The organism is Escherichia sp. WS1265 (genome assembly GCF_046487585.1).
In the GTDB taxonomy this organism is placed as follows: Bacteria; Pseudomonadota; Gammaproteobacteria; order Enterobacterales; family Enterobacteriaceae; genus Escherichia; species Escherichia coli.
This window is the reverse complement of the sequence record NZ_JBJQJE010000024.1, coordinates 12,072-26,179: the sequence shown is the minus strand read 5'-3', so window position 1 is coordinate 26,179 and position 14,108 is coordinate 12,072. Positions and strand designations below refer to the sequence as shown.

The 14,108-nt window shown below is 50.8% G+C and carries 16 protein-coding genes and 1 other annotated feature; of the genes, 7 read left to right on the top strand and 9 right to left on the bottom strand.

Features of this window, described 5'->3' with window-relative positions; genetic code table 11:
- Positions 1-31: 31 nt before the first annotated feature.
- The 3 genes from gndA (at position 32) to wzzB (ending at position 3,979) form a co-directional block, all read left to right on the top strand.
- Positions 32-1,438 carry an NADP-dependent phosphogluconate dehydrogenase gene (gene gndA / locus ACJHX3_RS20580; RefSeq protein ID WP_000043505.1) on the top strand — a complete coding sequence of 469 codons (1,407 nt, stop codon included), beginning with the start codon at positions 32-34 and terminating at the stop codon, positions 1,436-1,438.
- A 247-nt stretch (positions 1,439-1,685) separates the two neighbouring features.
- Positions 1,686-2,852: a UDP-glucose 6-dehydrogenase gene (gene ugd / locus ACJHX3_RS20575; protein ID WP_000704893.1), complete on the top strand. Its 1,167-nt coding sequence runs from the start codon at positions 1,686-1,688 to the stop codon at positions 2,850-2,852.
- 146 nt (positions 2,853-2,998) lie between these two features.
- Positions 2,999-3,979, top strand: a complete 981-nt coding sequence (wzzB, locus tag ACJHX3_RS20570; protein WP_016242236.1) for an LPS O-antigen chain length determinant protein WzzB — start codon at positions 2,999-3,001, stop codon at positions 3,977-3,979.
- Positions 3,980-4,075: 96 nt separating this feature from the next.
- Here wzzB and hisIE read toward each other — a convergent pair whose 3' ends face one another.
- From hisIE to hisL, 9 genes are all read right to left on the bottom strand, one after another.
- The gene (gene hisIE / locus ACJHX3_RS20565) at positions 4,076-4,687 is read right to left on the bottom strand and encodes a bifunctional phosphoribosyl-AMP cyclohydrolase/phosphoribosyl-ATP diphosphatase HisIE (RefSeq protein ID WP_000954919.1); all 612 of its coding nucleotides are present in this window, start codon (positions 4,685-4,687) and stop codon (positions 4,076-4,078) included.
- Positions 4,681-5,457: an imidazole glycerol phosphate synthase subunit HisF gene (gene hisF / locus ACJHX3_RS20560; protein ID WP_000880175.1), complete on the bottom strand. Its 777-nt coding sequence runs from the start codon at positions 5,455-5,457 to the stop codon at positions 4,681-4,683. Before hisF ends, hisIE begins: the two co-directional genes overlap by 7 nt.
- Entirely contained in the window at positions 5,439-6,176 is a 738-nt protein-coding gene (gene hisA, locus ACJHX3_RS20555) for a 1-(5-phosphoribosyl)-5-[(5-phosphoribosylamino)methylideneamino]imidazole-4-carboxamide isomerase (RefSeq protein ID WP_000586485.1), read from the bottom strand. Before hisA ends, hisF begins: the two co-directional genes overlap by 19 nt.
- Complete coding sequence (gene hisH, locus ACJHX3_RS20550; protein ID WP_001103560.1) at positions 6,176-6,766, bottom strand: imidazole glycerol phosphate synthase subunit HisH; 591 nt, start codon at positions 6,764-6,766, stop codon at positions 6,176-6,178. Before hisH ends, hisA begins: the two co-directional genes overlap by 1 nt.
- On the bottom strand, positions 6,766-7,833 hold the full coding sequence (hisB, locus tag ACJHX3_RS20545) for a bifunctional histidinol-phosphatase/imidazoleglycerol-phosphate dehydratase HisB (RefSeq protein WP_000080093.1): 1,068 nt from the start codon (positions 7,831-7,833) through the stop codon (positions 6,766-6,768). The genes hisH and hisB overlap by 1 nt, the downstream gene beginning before the upstream one ends.
- On the bottom strand, positions 7,833-8,903 hold the full coding sequence (gene hisC, locus ACJHX3_RS20540) for a histidinol-phosphate transaminase (RefSeq protein ID WP_075362563.1): 1,071 nt from the start codon (positions 8,901-8,903) through the stop codon (positions 7,833-7,835). The genes hisB and hisC overlap by 1 nt, the downstream gene beginning before the upstream one ends.
- The gene (gene hisD / locus ACJHX3_RS20535; protein ID WP_021562654.1) at positions 8,900-10,204 is read right to left on the bottom strand and encodes a histidinol dehydrogenase; all 1,305 of its coding nucleotides are present in this window, start codon (positions 10,202-10,204) and stop codon (positions 8,900-8,902) included. Before hisD ends, hisC begins: the two co-directional genes overlap by 4 nt.
- 5 nt (positions 10,205-10,209) lie before the next feature.
- Positions 10,210-11,109, bottom strand: coding sequence for an ATP phosphoribosyltransferase (hisG, locus tag ACJHX3_RS20530; protein ID WP_000131782.1), 900 nt, complete (start codon positions 11,107-11,109; stop codon positions 10,210-10,212).
- Between the two features lie 46 nt (positions 11,110-11,155).
- Positions 11,156-11,279, bottom strand: a sequence feature (His leader region).
- Entirely contained in the window at positions 11,255-11,305 is a 51-nt protein-coding gene (gene hisL / locus ACJHX3_RS20525; RefSeq protein WP_001364200.1) for a his operon leader peptide, read from the bottom strand. (Overlaps the previous feature by 25 nt.)
- A 282-nt stretch (positions 11,306-11,587) precedes the next feature.
- Here hisL and yefM point away from each other — a divergent pair, with 282 nt between their 5' ends.
- The 4 genes from yefM to ACJHX3_RS20505 all read left to right on the top strand — a co-directional run bounded on the left by yefM (position 11,588) and on the right by ACJHX3_RS20505 (position 13,972).
- Complete coding sequence (gene yefM / locus ACJHX3_RS20520) at positions 11,588-11,839, top strand: YoeB-YefM toxin-antitoxin system antitoxin YefM (RefSeq protein ID WP_001259255.1); 252 nt, start codon at positions 11,588-11,590, stop codon at positions 11,837-11,839.
- Positions 11,836-12,090 carry a type II toxin-antitoxin system mRNA interferase toxin YoeB gene (gene yoeB, locus ACJHX3_RS20515; RefSeq protein ID WP_000767829.1) on the top strand — a complete coding sequence of 85 codons (255 nt, stop codon included), beginning with the start codon at positions 11,836-11,838 and terminating at the stop codon, positions 12,088-12,090. The genes yefM and yoeB overlap by 4 nt, the downstream gene beginning before the upstream one ends.
- 82 nt (positions 12,091-12,172) lie before the next feature.
- Positions 12,173-12,997, top strand: a complete 825-nt coding sequence (locus ACJHX3_RS20510; protein ID WP_000754758.1) for an SDR family oxidoreductase — start codon at positions 12,173-12,175, stop codon at positions 12,995-12,997.
- Positions 12,998-13,042: 45 nt separating this feature from the next.
- Complete coding sequence (locus ACJHX3_RS20505) at positions 13,043-13,972, top strand: LysR substrate-binding domain-containing protein (protein WP_000803351.1); 930 nt, start codon at positions 13,043-13,045, stop codon at positions 13,970-13,972.
- Positions 13,973-14,108: the final 136 nt, after the last annotated feature.

Genomic DNA, 14,108 nt, shown 5'->3' with positions numbered 1-14,108 from the left:
TCTCGCAGTAACCCCCTGACAGGAGTAAACAATGTCAAAGCAACAGATCGGCGTCGTCGGTATGGCAGTGATGGGACGCAACCTTGCGCTCAACATCGAAAGCCGTGGTTATACCGTCTCTATTTTCAACCGTTCCCGTGAAAAGACGGAAGAAGTGATTGCCGAAAATCCAGGCAAAAAACTGGTTCCTTACTATACGGTGAAAGAGTTTGTTGAATCTCTGGAAACGCCTCGTCGCATCCTGTTAATGGTGAAAGCAGGTGCAGGCACGGATGCTGCTATTGATTCCCTCAAGCCATACCTCGATAAAGGTGACATCATCATTGATGGTGGTAACACCTTCTTCCAGGACACCATTCGTCGTAACCGTGAGCTTTCTGCAGAAGGCTTTAACTTTATCGGTACCGGTGTTTCCGGTGGTGAAGAAGGTGCGCTGAAAGGTCCTTCCATTATGCCTGGCGGACAGAAAGAAGCCTATAAACTGGTTGCACCGATCCTGACCAAAATCGCCGCAGTGGCTGAAGACGGGGAGCCATGCGTTACCTATATTGGTGCCGATGGCGCAGGTCACTATGTTAAGATGGTTCACAACGGTATTGAATACGGTGATATGCAGCTGATTGCTGAAGCCTATTCTCTGCTTAAAGGCGGCCTGAATCTCTCTAACGAAGAACTGGCACAGACCTTTACCGAGTGGAATAACGGTGAACTGAGCAGCTACCTGATCGACATCACCAAAGACATCTTCACTAAAAAAGATGAAGACGGTAACTACCTGGTTGATGTGATCCTGGATGAAGCGGCTAACAAAGGTACCGGTAAATGGACCAGCCAGAGCGCGCTGGATCTCGGAGAACCGCTGTCGCTGATTACCGAGTCTGTGTTTGCACGTTATATCTCTTCTCTGAAAGATCAGCGCGTTGCCGCATCTAAAGTTCTCTCTGGTCCGCAAGCGCAGCCAGCTGGCGACAAGGCTGAGTTCATCGAAAAAGTTCGTCGTGCGCTGTATCTGGGCAAAATCGTTTCTTACGCTCAGGGCTTCTCTCAGTTGCGTGCTGCGTCTGAAGAGTACAACTGGGATCTGAACTACGGCGAAATCGCGAAGATTTTCCGTGCTGGCTGCATCATCCGTGCGCAGTTCCTGCAGAAAATCACCGATGCATATGCCGAAAATCCGCAGATCGCTAACCTGCTGCTGGCCCCGTACTTCAAGCAAATTGCCGATGACTACCAGCAGGCGCTGCGCGATGTCGTCGCTTATGCAGTACAGAACGGTATCCCGGTTCCGACCTTCGCCGCTGCGGTTGCCTATTACGATAGCTACCGTGCCGCTGTTCTGCCTGCGAACCTGATCCAGGCACAGCGTGACTATTTCGGGGCGCATACTTATAAGCGCATTGATAAAGAAGGTGTGTTCCATACTGAATGGCTGGATTAATCTTATTTAACTAACAATAAATTGAGGCCTGGCGTATATTGCGCCGGGCTTTTTTTTGCCAATTATCTTATAGACTAAATTTCACTGCTTAATATTAACTTAATAAATATCAGCTATTCTTATAAAGAAAATCTGAATTGTTTTTCGTTGCGTTGACCATCTCACAACGTAGCGTTAAAACTTTTAGCTCTTATCAGGATGCTAAAAACATCATGATTCACAGTTAAGTTAATTCTGAGAGCATGAAATGAAAATCACCATTTCCGGTACCGGCTATGTAGGCTTGTCAAACGGGCTTCTAATCGCACAAAATCATGAGGTTGTGGCATTAGATATTTTACCGTCACGCGTTGCTATGCTGAATGATCGGATATCTCCTATTGTTGATAAGGAAATTCAGCAGTTTTTGCAATCAGATAAAATACACTTTAATACCACATTAGATAAAAATGAAGCCTACCGGTATGCTGATTATGTCATCATCGCCACTCCAACCGACTATGATCCTAAAACTAATTATTTCAATACATCCAGTGTAGAATCAGTAATTAAAGACGTAGTTGAGATAAATCCTTATGCGGTTATGGTGATCAAATCAACGGTTCCCGTTGGTTTTACCGCAGCAATGCATAAGAAATATCGTACTGAAAATATTATTTTCTCTCCGGAATTTCTCCGTGAAGGTAAAGCTCTTTACGATAATCTCCATCCTTCACGTATTGTCATCGGTGAGCGTTCAGAACGCGCAGAACGTTTTGCTGCGTTGTTACAGGAAGGCGCGATTAAGCAAAATATCCCGACCCTGTTTACCGACTCCACTGAAGCAGAAGCGATAAAACTGTTTGCTAATACCTATCTGGCGATGCGCGTAGCATACTTTAATGAACTGGATAGCTATGCAGAAAGTTTAGGTCTGAATACTCGCCAGATTATCGAAGGCGTTTGTCTCGACCCACGCATTGGCAACCATTACAACAATCCGTCGTTTGGTTATGGTGGTTATTGTCTGCCGAAAGATACCAAGCAGTTACTGGCGAACTACCAGTCTGTGCCGAATAACCTGATCTCGGCAATTGTCGATGCTAACCGCACGCGTAAAGACTTTATTGCCGATGCCATTTTGTCACGCAAGCCGCAAGTGGTGGGTATTTATCGTCTGATTATGAAGAGCGGGTCAGATAACTTCCGTGCGTCTTCCATTCAGGGGATTATGAAACGTATCAAGGCGAAAGGCGTTGAAGTGATCATCTACGAACCGGTGATGAAAGAAGATTCATTCTTCAACTCTCGCCTGGAACGTGATCTCGCCACCTTCAAACAACAAGCCGATGTCATTATTTCCAACCGTATGGCAGAAGAGCTTAAGGATGTGGCAGACAAAGTCTACACCCGCGATCTCTTTGGTAGTGACTAACATCCTGTTATCAGGGCGATTTTCGCCCTGATTCTCTTATGTTCCCTTTGTAATAATTCATTATTTTTATCATTTATCCTATAGCATTCATGGCGATTATCGCTAAACTATGGCGACTTAAAATTATTTCGTCCGTTAGGGTAATGATGAGAGTAGAAAATAATAATGTTTCTGGGCAAAACCATGACCAGGAACAGATTGATTTGATTGATTTACTGGTGCAGTTGTGGCGTGGCAAGATGACAATTATCATCTCTGTCATTGTTGCTATTGCCCTGGCTATTGGGTATTTGGCGGTAGCGAAGGAGAAATGGACGTCAACAGCAATTATCACTCAGCCTGACGTGGGGCAAATTGCTGGCTATAACAATGCCATGAATGTTATCTATGGTCAGGCTGCACCTAAAGTGCCGGATTTACAGGAGGCGTTAATTGGTCGCTTCAGTTCTGCCTTCTCTGCATTAGCAGAAACGCTGGATAATCAGAAAGAACCAGAAAAACTTACCATCGAACCTTCTGTAAAGAACCAGCAATTACCATTGACTGTTTCTTATGTTGGGCAAACTGCAGAGGACGCACAAATGAAATTGGCCCAATACATTCAGCAAGTTGATGATAAAGTAAATCAAGAGCTAGAAAAGGATCTCAAGGACAACCTTGCTTTGGGACGGAAAAACTTGCAGGACTCTTTAAGAACTCAGGAAGTGGTTGCGCAGGAGCAGAAAGATCTGCGTATCCGTCAGATTCAGGAAGCGTTGCAGTATGCGAATCAGGCGCAGGTGACAAAACCGCAGATTCAACAGACTGGCGAAGATATCACACAAGATACGTTGTTCCTTTTGGGGAGCGAAGCGCTGGAGTCGATGATTAAGCATGAGGCAACTCGTCCGTTGGTGTTTTCGCCAGACTACTATCAGACTCGTCAAAACCTGCTGGATATCGAAAACTTAAAGGTTGACGATCTTGATATTCATGCTTACCGTTATGTGATGAAACCGACGTTACCTATTCGTCGCGATAGCCCGAAAAAGGCAATTACCTTGATTCTGGCGGTGCTGCTGGGCGGCATGGTTGGCGCGGGGATTGTGTTGGGGCGTAATGCTCTGCGTAATTACAACTCGAAGTAATCTTTTCGGTTTTAAAGAAAATGGGCAGGGTGGTGACACCTTGCCCGTTTTTTTTGCCGGATGCGACGACAATATCGCATCCGCTTACCCCGCAACTCACTGATGCCGTTTACGCAGGTTCTCAATCACCGTCGTTAAGTCCAGATCCTGATCCTGCAATAGCACCAGCAGGTGATACATCAAATCAGATGCCTCGTTGGTCAGCTCAAAGCGGTCATGTACTGTCGCTGCCAGTGCGGTTTCCACGCCTTCTTCGCCCACTTTCTGCGCAATGCGCTTGGTGCCGCTGGCATACAGTTTGGCGGTATAGGAGGTTTCCGGGTCGGCAGATTTACGTTCGGCGAGCAGTTGTTCCAGTTGATACAGGAACAGCCACTGGTGAGCGGTGTCGCCGAAGCAGCTGCTGGTGCCTTTGTGGCAGGTCGGGCCGATGGGATTCGCCAGCAACAGTAACGTGTCGTTGTCGCAGTCCGGCGTAATATTTACTACGTTGAGGAAATTGCCCGACGTTTCGCCTTTGGTCCACAGTCGCTGTTTAGTGCGCGAGAAGAAGGTGACTTTGCCGCTTTCGATGGTTTTGTCCAGGGCTTGCGGGTTCATATAGCCCAGCATTAACACTTCACCGGATACCGCGTGTTGCACAATCACCGGCATAAGTCCGTCGGTTTTTTCCCAGTCCAGTTCGCGACGTTGTTGTTCTGTTAACATATCCTGATCTCCACGCCCTGTGTTGCCAGGTACGCTTTTAATTCACCAATATTGATTATTTGTTTGTGGAATACGGAAGCTGCCAGCGCGCCGTCAACGTCGGCATCGCGGAAGGCTTCGAGGAAGTGTTCCATGGTGCCCGCGCCACCGGAGGCAATCAGCGGGACGTGGCAAACTTCACGCACTTTTTTCAGCTGCTCGAGGTCGTAACCGTTACGCACACCGTCCTGATTCATCATGTTGAGGACGATTTCTCCGGCACCGCGTTTTTGCACTTCCTCTACCCAGTCGAGTGTTTCCCACTGAGTGACGCGGGTGCGGCTTTCATCGCCGGTATATTGATTCACATGATATTTACCGGTTTCAGCGTCGTACCAGGTATCAATACCGACCACAATACACTGCACGCCAAATCGATCCGCCAGGCGAGTAATTAACGTCGGGTCCGCCAGCGCAGGGGAGTTGATGGAAATTTTATCCGCGCCAAAGGAAAGAATTTTCGCGGCATCTTCCAGAGACTTAATCCCACCCGCCACACAAAACGGAATGTCGATCACTTCCGCCACGCGAGATACCCAGCTTTTATCTACCACACGGCCATCGCTGGAAGCGGTGATATCGTAGAACACCAGTTCGTCTGCACCTTCTTCGGCGTAGCGTTTTGCCAGCGGCACGATGTCGCCAATGATTTCATGGTTGCGAAACTGTACGCCTTTCACCACCTGACCATCACGAACGTCGAGACATGGGATTATGCGTTTTGCCAGCATGCGATGGCCTCCTTCACGGTGAATTTACCTTCCAGTAATGCCCGACCAACTATTACGCCGCGCACGCCAGTGCCACGCAGGGCAGCAACATCGTTAATGTCGCCAATACCGCCGGAAGACTGAAATGCCACCTGCGGGTATCTGGCGCACACTTCTTCATATAAAGAGACGTTAGAACCTGCCAGCGTGCCGTCGCGCGAGATATCGGTACACAGCACATGTTTCAGGCCGACGGGCAGATAGGTTTCCACCAGTTGTTCCAGTGAAACGCCCGAGTTCTCTTGCCAGCCGCTGACTGCCACCTGCTTGTTGCCTTGCTCGTCAATACGGACATCCAGCGCCAGCACTAAGGCATCGGCACCGAAACGTTCAAACCAGCCTTTCACCATTTCTGGTGATTTCACCGCGGTGGAGCCGACCACCACGCGCGCAACGCCCGCTTCCAGTAACGCCGCGACGTCTTCTTCGCTACGCACGCCGCCGCCAACCTGCACCGGAACGTTAACGCCCGCGACCAGGGTTTTAATCAACGGGATTTGACGTTTTGCTGGATCTTTTGCCCCGGTCAGATCCACCAGATGCAACACTTCGGCACCCTGCGTGGCGTAATCCTGTAAGCGCGGCAGCGGGTCGTTACCGTAATCGCGCTGTTTGCCGTAATCGCCCTGATGGAGACGCACCACGGTGCCGTCGATTAAATCTAATGCCGGAATAATCATCACATCTCCAGGAAGTTTTTCAGCAACTTAGCGCCAGCGGCACCAGAACGCTCCGGGTGGAACTGCACGCCGTAGAAGTTATCTTTTTGTACCGCCGCGGTGAACGGTTCGCCGTAATTACACTGGGCGATGGTCCACGGATTGACTGGCATTGCGTAGCTGTGAACAAAGTAAAAGTACGCGCCGTCTTCAATCCCCTGAAACAGGCGGTTGCCTGCCTGCGGGTAAACGCGGTTCCAGCCCATATGGGGCAGCGGTAGACCAAAGTCGGTCATTTTCGGCACGTCTTCGTCGATGATGCCCAGCAAATCGACGCCGTTGCTCTCTTCGCTGCGCCGCCCCAGCAGTTGCATCCCTAAGCAGATGCCCAGCACCGGTTGGGTACAGGCTTTAATGAGATCAAACAGTTCGCGCTCACGCACCTGATCCATCGCTGCTTGTGCGGTGCCAACGCCGGGTAGAAATAGTTTATCGGCCAGCAACACCACGTCCGGGTCACGGCTGACTTTGGGTTCATAACCGTGGCGCGCAATGGCAGACTTCACCGAGTTCAGGTTGGCGCAGCCAGTATCAAGGATCACCACGTTCATTACAGCACTCCTTTCGACGAGGGCAGGGTATCGCCTTCCACGCGGATGGCCTGGCGCAGGGTGCGACCAAAAGCTTTGAACAGGCTCTCTACACGGTGATGATCGTTTTTACCTTTGGTTTTCAGGTGCAACGTCACGCCCATGGTGTAAGAGAGCGAACGGAAGAAGTGCTCGATCATTTCAGTGCTGAGATCGCCCACGCGCTGGTAGGTAAATTCAGCTTTATATTCCAGGTGCGGGCGACCAGAGATATCCAGTGCGCAGCGGGCAAGGCATTCGTCCATCGGCAGCACAAAACCAAAGCGGCAAATACCGCGTTTGTCGCCAAGAGCAATTTTTAACGCTTCGCCCAGCGCCAGGCCGGTATCTTCGACGGTGTGGTGATCGTCGATATAGAGGTCGCCTTTGACGTTGATTTCCATCCGGAAACCGCCGTGGGTGGCGATCTGATCCAGCATGTGATCAAAGAAGCCAACGCCGGTGTTAATCTTGCTGCCACCTTCGCGATCCAGCCACACCTGGACGTCAATTTGCGTCTCTTTGGTGTTGCGCACCACATGGGCGTAACGGTCTCGTTTAGTGAGCTGCTCGCCAATCATTGGCCAGTTCAGGGTTTCGCGGTCATAGCGTAAACCATTAATGCCCATGTTTTCCGCCAGTTGAATGTCGGTCGCGCGATCGCCAATCACATAACTGTTGGCACGGTCCATCGCTTGCTCAGCCAGATAACGCTCTACCAGTTTTACTTTCGGCTTACGGCAGTCGCACTCATCGGCGGGCAGGTGCGGACAAATCAGCACTTCATCAAACTGCACGCCTTGCGAGGTGAAGATCTGCATCATCAGGTTGTGCGGGCCATCAAAATCCGCCTGCGGGAAACTTTGTGTTCCCAGACCATCCTGATTAGTGATCATCACCAGCTTGTAGCCCGCTTTTTGCAGCTTCAGTAGCTCCGGGATCACGCCCGGTTCAAAGGCGAGTTTGTCAAAACGGTCCACCTGAAAATCACTCGGCGGTTCGCTAATCAGGGTTCCATCGCGATCGATAAAAAGATACTTCTGACTCATCAAACTTGCTCCGCACGTAAGGCGTCAATGACGCGCTGGCTTTCTTCACGGGTTCCGACGGTAATTCGCAGGCAGCCGCTTAAAGAGGGTTGTTTATTCTGATCACGTAAGATAATGCCCTGATCCCACAAAGATTTAAACACTGCACTGGAGGCTTTAAAGCGCGCCAGAATGTAGTTGGTTTCAGAGTCAAAAACCTGCTCCACGCAGGGGATCTCTTTCAATGCGGCAATCAGATATTCGCGTTCTGCAATAATTTGCGCCACCCGCTCACGCATGGCGACGATCCCCTGCGGGCTTAACGCCTGGGCCGCAATGTCGGCAACCGGCGTCGAGAGCGGGTAGGGGGCGATCACTTTCATTAACAGATTGATGACCTCTTCGTTTGCCAGCGTAAATCCGCAACGAAGCCCCGCCAGAGCAAAAGCTTTCGACAGTGTGCGCAAAATAGCCAGGTGCGGATATTCCGCCAGCCAGCCAGCCAGCGATGCCTGTGGACAAAACTCTATATAGGCTTCATCGGCAACCACAATCGCCTTACCGCGCGTTAACTCCAGCAGGGTGCGAAAATCCTGCGGCTTGATCAGTTGCCCGGTCGGGTTGTTGGGGCTGCAAACATAGACCACTTTTACGCCGTCCAGCTTGTCGGAAATGCCCTGTAAGTCCAGTTGCCAGTTGTCCAGCCTCGGCACTGTGCGGCACTCGACGCCAATCGTTTCGGCGCTGACACTGTACATGCCGTACGTTGGCGGGCAGTAGAGGATGGCGTCTTTACCCGGTTCGCAAAAAGCGCGAATCAGCAGTTCAATACCTTCGTCCGCGCCACGGCTGACCAGCACCTGCTCCGGTTTTACGCCTGCATATTGCGCGTAATTTTCAATCACTGCTTTCGGCTGACATTCCGGGTAGCGGTTGAGCGTTTGCTGAGTAAGCTGAAACTCCACGGCTGTGGGATATTCGTTGGCGTTCAGCCAGACGTCGCCATTACCGCCCAGACGACGCGCCGACTGATACGGCGTCAGGTTGCGGACGTTTTCACGCGCTAAATCGGTAATAGTCACGGTGCTCATGCTTGCTCCTTAAGGGCGTTAACACGCAAAGTAACGGCATTTTTATGGGCGGTCAGGCGCTCGGCGGCGGCCAGTGTTTCTATGGTCGAAGCCAGCGCAGAAAAGCCTTCTTTCGACAGTTCCTGCACGGTCATGCGCTTCTGGAAATCTGCCAGCCCGAGGCTGGAACAGGTGGCGGTGTAACCGTAAGTCGGTAGAACGTGGTTGGTGCCGGAGGCGTAATCACCTGCCGATTCCGGTGACCAGTCACCAAGAAATACCGAACCGGCGCTGGTGATGCCATCGACCAGTTCGCGGGCGTTGCGGGTCTGAATGATCAGGTGCTCCGGGCCGTACTGGTTGGAGATCTCTACGCACTGCGCTAAATCTTTAGTCACGATCAGGCGGCTGGCGTTTAGTGCCTGACGTGCGGTTTCGGCACGCGGCAGTTCTGCCAGCTGGCGTTCGACAGCTTCGGCAACGCGACGCGCCATATCAGCATCGGGCGTCAGTAAAATCACCTGAGAGTCCGGGCCGTGTTCAGCCTGAGAAAGCAAATCAGAAGCCACGAAATCTGGCGTAGCGCCGCTGTCAGCAATCACCAGCACTTCCGACGGGCCTGCGGGCATATCGATCGCCGCACCGTCCAGACGCTGGCTCACCTGACGTTTCGCTTCGGTGACAAAGGCGTTACCCGGCCCGAAGATTTTGTCCACTTTCGGCACAGATTCCGTACCAAACGCCAGAGCGGCAATGGCCTGTGCGCCGCCGACGTTAAACACGTCCTGCACACCGCACAGCTGCGCCGCATAAAGGATCTCATCGGCAATCGGCGGCGGTGAGCACAACACCACTTTTTTACAGCCCGCAATACGCGCCGGAGTTGCCAGCATTAATACCGTTGAGAAGAGTGGGGCGGAGCCGCCAGGAATATACAACCCAACTGAAGCTACCGGGCGCGTGACTTGCTGGCAACGCACGCCTGGCTGTGTTTCAACATCTACCGGCGGCAGTTTTTGCGCAGTGTGGAAGGTTTCAATATTTTTTACTGCCACCGCCATCGCCTGTTTTAGCTCGTCGCTAAGGCGTTCGCTGGCGGCGGCGATCTCCTCAGCAGACACCTTCAGCGCGGTAACCGTGGTTTTATCAAACTTCGCGCTGTATTCCCGCAGGGCGTCATCGCCGCGTGCTTTCACGTTATCGAGAATATCGTTAACGGTGCGGGTAATGCTTTCAGAAGCGGAGATCGCCGGGCGCATTAACAGCTGGCGTTGTTGCTCCGCAGTACAGCTATTCCAGTCAATGATTGTGTTAAAGCTCATGGCGATCACTCCATCATCTTCTCAATCGGCAGGACCAGGATTGAACTGGCACCCAGCGCTTTCAGTTTTTCCATGGTTTCCCAGAACAGGGTTTCGCTACTGACCATGTGCATCGCTACGCGCTGTTGATCACCCGCCAGCGGTAGAATAGTTGGGCGTTCGGCACCTGGCAGCAGGGCGATGACTTCATCCAGACGTTCGGTCGGTGCGTGCATCATGATGTATTTTGATTCGCGCGCCTGGATCACACCCTGAATACGGGTCAGCAGTTTGTCGATCAGTTGCTGTTTGGATTCTTCCATTTCGCCATCGCGCTGGATCAGGCAGGCTTTCGAGCGGTAGATAACTTCGACTTCGCGCAGGCCGTTAGCTTCCAGCGTGGCACCGGTGGAAACCAGATCGCAAATCGCATCCGCCAGTCCGGCACGCGGGGCGACTTCAACAGAACCGTTCAGTAAGCAGGATTTAAAAGAGATGCCTTTCTGGTCGAGATAACGCTTGAGCAGGTGAGGATAAGAGGTGGCGATACGTTTACCGTTTAAGGAGAGCGGGCCGTCCCAGGCTTCATCAACTGGCGTTGCCAGCGAAAGACGGCAGCCGCCGAAATCCAGACGACGCAGGGTAAAGTAGCGTGGATCTTCACCCTGGGCGCGGCGGTTAAGCAGCTCTTCTTCCAGCACGTTTTCGCCGATAATCCCAAGGTCTACCACGCCATCCATTACCAGACCGGGAATGTCGTCGTCACGCACGCGCAGAATATCAATCGGCATGTTTTCTGCCATCGCGATCAGGCGCTGGGTGTGAAGATTGATTTTAATGCCACAGCGCGCCAGCAATTCGCGTGAGTCATCACTTAAACGGCCGGATTTCTGCATAGCTATGCGTAAACGAGTGTTGTCTGTCATTTTCTTATTCCTCTTTAAACCTGTCTGAACCGTTATCAACCGCGCAATAAAAAAGCCCCCGGAAGGTGATCTTCCGGGGGCTTTCTCATGCGTTCATGCACCACTGGAAGATCTGAATGTCTTCCAGCACACATCGCCTGAAAGACTAGTCAGGATGATGGTGATGATGGTGGTGTTTAAATTGAACGCGTGTCATAAAAGTCTCTGTGAATGTTTATTCAACTGATGTCTTTTAACCTAAACCACTTTCACGTTAGAAAGCAAGGGCTTTTTTATATATTTTATGGCAATGGATTTGTTTAATGAATGAGCGGGGAAAGGAGGGGGCTAAGAGGACTGTCCTCTAAGCTGATGGCACCAAAAATAGCGAAGCCTGGATTTTCGTCTCACTGACAATACCTTGATCTACAAACTAATTAATAAATAGTTAATTAACGCTCATCATTGTACAATGAACTGTACAAAAGAGGAGATTGACATGCGTACAATTAGCTACAGCGAAGCGCGTCAGAATTTGTCGGCAACAATGATGAAAGCCGTTGAAGATCATGCCCCGATCCTTATTACTCGTCAGAATGGAGAGGCTTGTGTTCTGATGTCACTCGAAGAATACAACTCGCTGGAAGAGACGGCTTATCTACTGCGCTCCCCCGCTAACGCCCGGAGATTGATGGACTCAATCGATAGCCTGAAATCAGGCAAAGGAACGGAAAAGGACATCATTGAGTGAAACTAATCTGGTCTGAGGAATCATGGGACGATTATCTGTACTGGCAGGAAACAGATAAGCGAATTGTTAAAAAGATCAATGAACTTATCAAAGATACCCGCAGAACGCCATTTGAAGGTAAGGGGAAGCCAGAACCCCTGAAACATAATTTGTCAGGTTTCTGGTCCCGACGCATTACAGAGGAGCACCGTCTGGTATACGCGGTTACCGACGATTCACTGCTCATTGCAGCATGTCGTTATCATTATTGAACAGATTCATTCATAGAATGAATTGTCAGTTTTGATACGCTAGCGTAGCCTTATAGATCTAAGGTGTATCAGGAGATAACGGATGAAAAAGGTCGCAATTGTCGGGTTAGGGTGGTTAGGCATGCCGCTGGCGATGTCACTTTCAGCGCGAGGCTGGCAAGTCACCGGGAGTAAAACCACACAAGATGGTGTCGAAGCGGCCCGAATGAGTGGCATTGATAGCTATCTGCTTCGCATGGAGCCTGAGTTAGTTTGCGATTCTGACGATCTGGATGCCCTGATGGATGTCGATGCGCTGGTCATTACGCTTCCGGCACGTCGTAGCGGCCCCGGCGATGAGTTCTATTTACAAGCGGTACAAGAGTTAGTGGATAGCGCGCTGGCCCATCGTATTCCCCGCATTATTTTTACCAGCTCAACATCTGTCTATGGCGACGCGCAAGGCACGGTGAAAGAAACTACCCCGCGTAATCCGGTAACCAACAGTGGACGAGTATTAGAAGAACTCGAAGACTGGCTGCACAATTTACCCGGTACTTCGGTCGATATTCTGCGTCTTGCGGGGCTGGTCGGACCGGGACGTCATCCCGGACGCTTCTTTGCCGGAAAAACCGCGCCTGATGGTGAACATGGTGTTAATTTAGTCCATTTAGAAGATGTTATTGGCGCTATCACTCTGTTGTTACAGGCACCTAAAGGCGGACACATCTATAATATATGCGCGCCAGCTCACCCTGCGCGTAATGTTTTCTATCCGCAGATGGCCCGTTTACTGGGGCTGGAGCCTCCGCAGTTCAGAAATAGTCTGGACAGCGGCAAAGGTAAGATTATTGATGGCAGTCGGATTTGTAATGAACTGGGATTTGAATACCAGTATCCCGATCCGCTGGTAATGCCGCTGGAGTAAACGATCACGCCAGCAGGACGCCGCATGCACTGCAAGGGGGCGTGTATGAAACCACTGCTGGATGTGTTGATGATCCTCGATGCCTTAGAAAAAGAAGGCAGTTTTGCGGCGGCGTCGGCCAAACTCTATAAGACGCCGTCCGCTCTGAGTTACACCGTTCACAAGCTGGAAAGCGACCTTAATATTCAATTGCTTGATCGTAGCGGTCACCGCGCTAAATTCACCCGTACCGGAAAAATGTTATTAGAGAAAGGGCGGGAAGTTCTGCATACCGTGCGAGAACTGGAAAAGCAGGCGATCAAACTGCATGAAGGCTGGGAAAACGAGCTGGTGATTGGCGTGGACGACACGTTTCCTTTTTCTCTGCTTGCGCCACTGATTGAAGCTTTTTATCAACATCATAGCGTGACGCGCCTGAAGTTTATCAATGGCGTACTCGGTGGTTCCTGGGATGCCCTGACTCAGGGGCGAGCGGATATTATTGTTGGCGCGATGCATGAGCCACCATCTTCCAGTGAGTTTGGTTTTTCACGGTTGGGCGATCTGGAACAAGTCTTTGCGGTCGCGCCTCATCATCCGTTAGCTCTGGAAGAAGAGCCGTTAAACCGTCGTATTATTAAGCGATATCGGGCGATTGTGGTGGGGGATACTGCGCAGGCAGGCGCTTCTACGGCCTCACAACTTCTCGACGAACAAGAAGCCATTACCGTTTTCGATTTTAAAACCAAGCTGGAGCTGCAAATTAGCGGCCTCGGCTGCGGCTATTTACCCCGTTATCTGGCGCAACGGTTTCTCGATAGTGGCGCGTTAATCGAGAAGAAAGTGGTCGCCCAAACTCTCTTTGAACCCGTCTGGATTGGCTGGAATGAACAGACCGCAGGGCTTGCCAGCGGCTGGTGGCGGGATGAAATTTTAGCAAATAGTGCGATCGCCGGTGTTTATGCAAAATCTGATGACGGAAAATCAGCCATTTAAAGAAAAATTATTATGACAAGCCTCTCATTCTCTTGTCATTTCCCCCCCATTTAGGCACAATGCGCCGCTGTCAAAAAATGACTAAAAACCGACGTTTCATCAGCGTCGGTTATTTTTTGCTTCAAACCAATCATTC

Excerpts from the sequence above, each read along its gene's own strand:
- yefM (WP_001259255.1), top strand. The coding sequence starts at position 11,588 with ATGCGTACAATTAGCTACAGCGAAGCGCGTCAGAATTTGTCGGCAACA.
- hisG (WP_000131782.1), bottom strand. The coding sequence starts at position 11,109 with ATGACAGACAACACTCGTTTACGCATAGCTATGCAGAAATCCGGCCGT.
- hisC (WP_075362563.1), bottom strand. The coding sequence starts at position 8,903 with ATGAGCACCGTGACTATTACCGATTTAGCGCGTGAAAACGTCCGCAAC.
- hisB (WP_000080093.1), bottom strand. The coding sequence starts at position 7,833 with ATGAGTCAGAAGTATCTTTTTATCGATCGCGATGGAACCCTGATTAGC.
- hisH (WP_001103560.1), bottom strand. The coding sequence starts at position 6,766 with ATGAACGTGGTGATCCTTGATACTGGCTGCGCCAACCTGAACTCGGTG.
- ugd (WP_000704893.1), top strand. The coding sequence starts at position 1,686 with ATGAAAATCACCATTTCCGGTACCGGCTATGTAGGCTTGTCAAACGGG.
- ACJHX3_RS20505 (WP_000803351.1), top strand. The coding sequence starts at position 13,043 with ATGAAACCACTGCTGGATGTGTTGATGATCCTCGATGCCTTAGAAAAA.
- gndA (WP_000043505.1), top strand. The coding sequence starts at position 32 with ATGTCAAAGCAACAGATCGGCGTCGTCGGTATGGCAGTGATGGGACGC.
- hisA (WP_000586485.1), bottom strand. The coding sequence starts at position 6,176 with ATGATTATTCCGGCATTAGATTTAATCGACGGCACCGTGGTGCGTCTC.
- hisIE (WP_000954919.1), bottom strand. The coding sequence starts at position 4,687 with ATGTTAACAGAACAACAACGTCGCGAACTGGACTGGGAAAAAACCGAC.
- hisD (WP_021562654.1), bottom strand. The coding sequence starts at position 10,204 with ATGAGCTTTAACACAATCATTGACTGGAATAGCTGTACTGCGGAGCAA.
- hisF (WP_000880175.1), bottom strand. The coding sequence starts at position 5,457 with ATGCTGGCAAAACGCATAATCCCATGTCTCGACGTTCGTGATGGTCAG.
- ACJHX3_RS20510 (WP_000754758.1), top strand. The coding sequence starts at position 12,173 with ATGAAAAAGGTCGCAATTGTCGGGTTAGGGTGGTTAGGCATGCCGCTG.
- wzzB (WP_016242236.1), top strand. The coding sequence starts at position 2,999 with ATGAGAGTAGAAAATAATAATGTTTCTGGGCAAAACCATGACCAGGAA.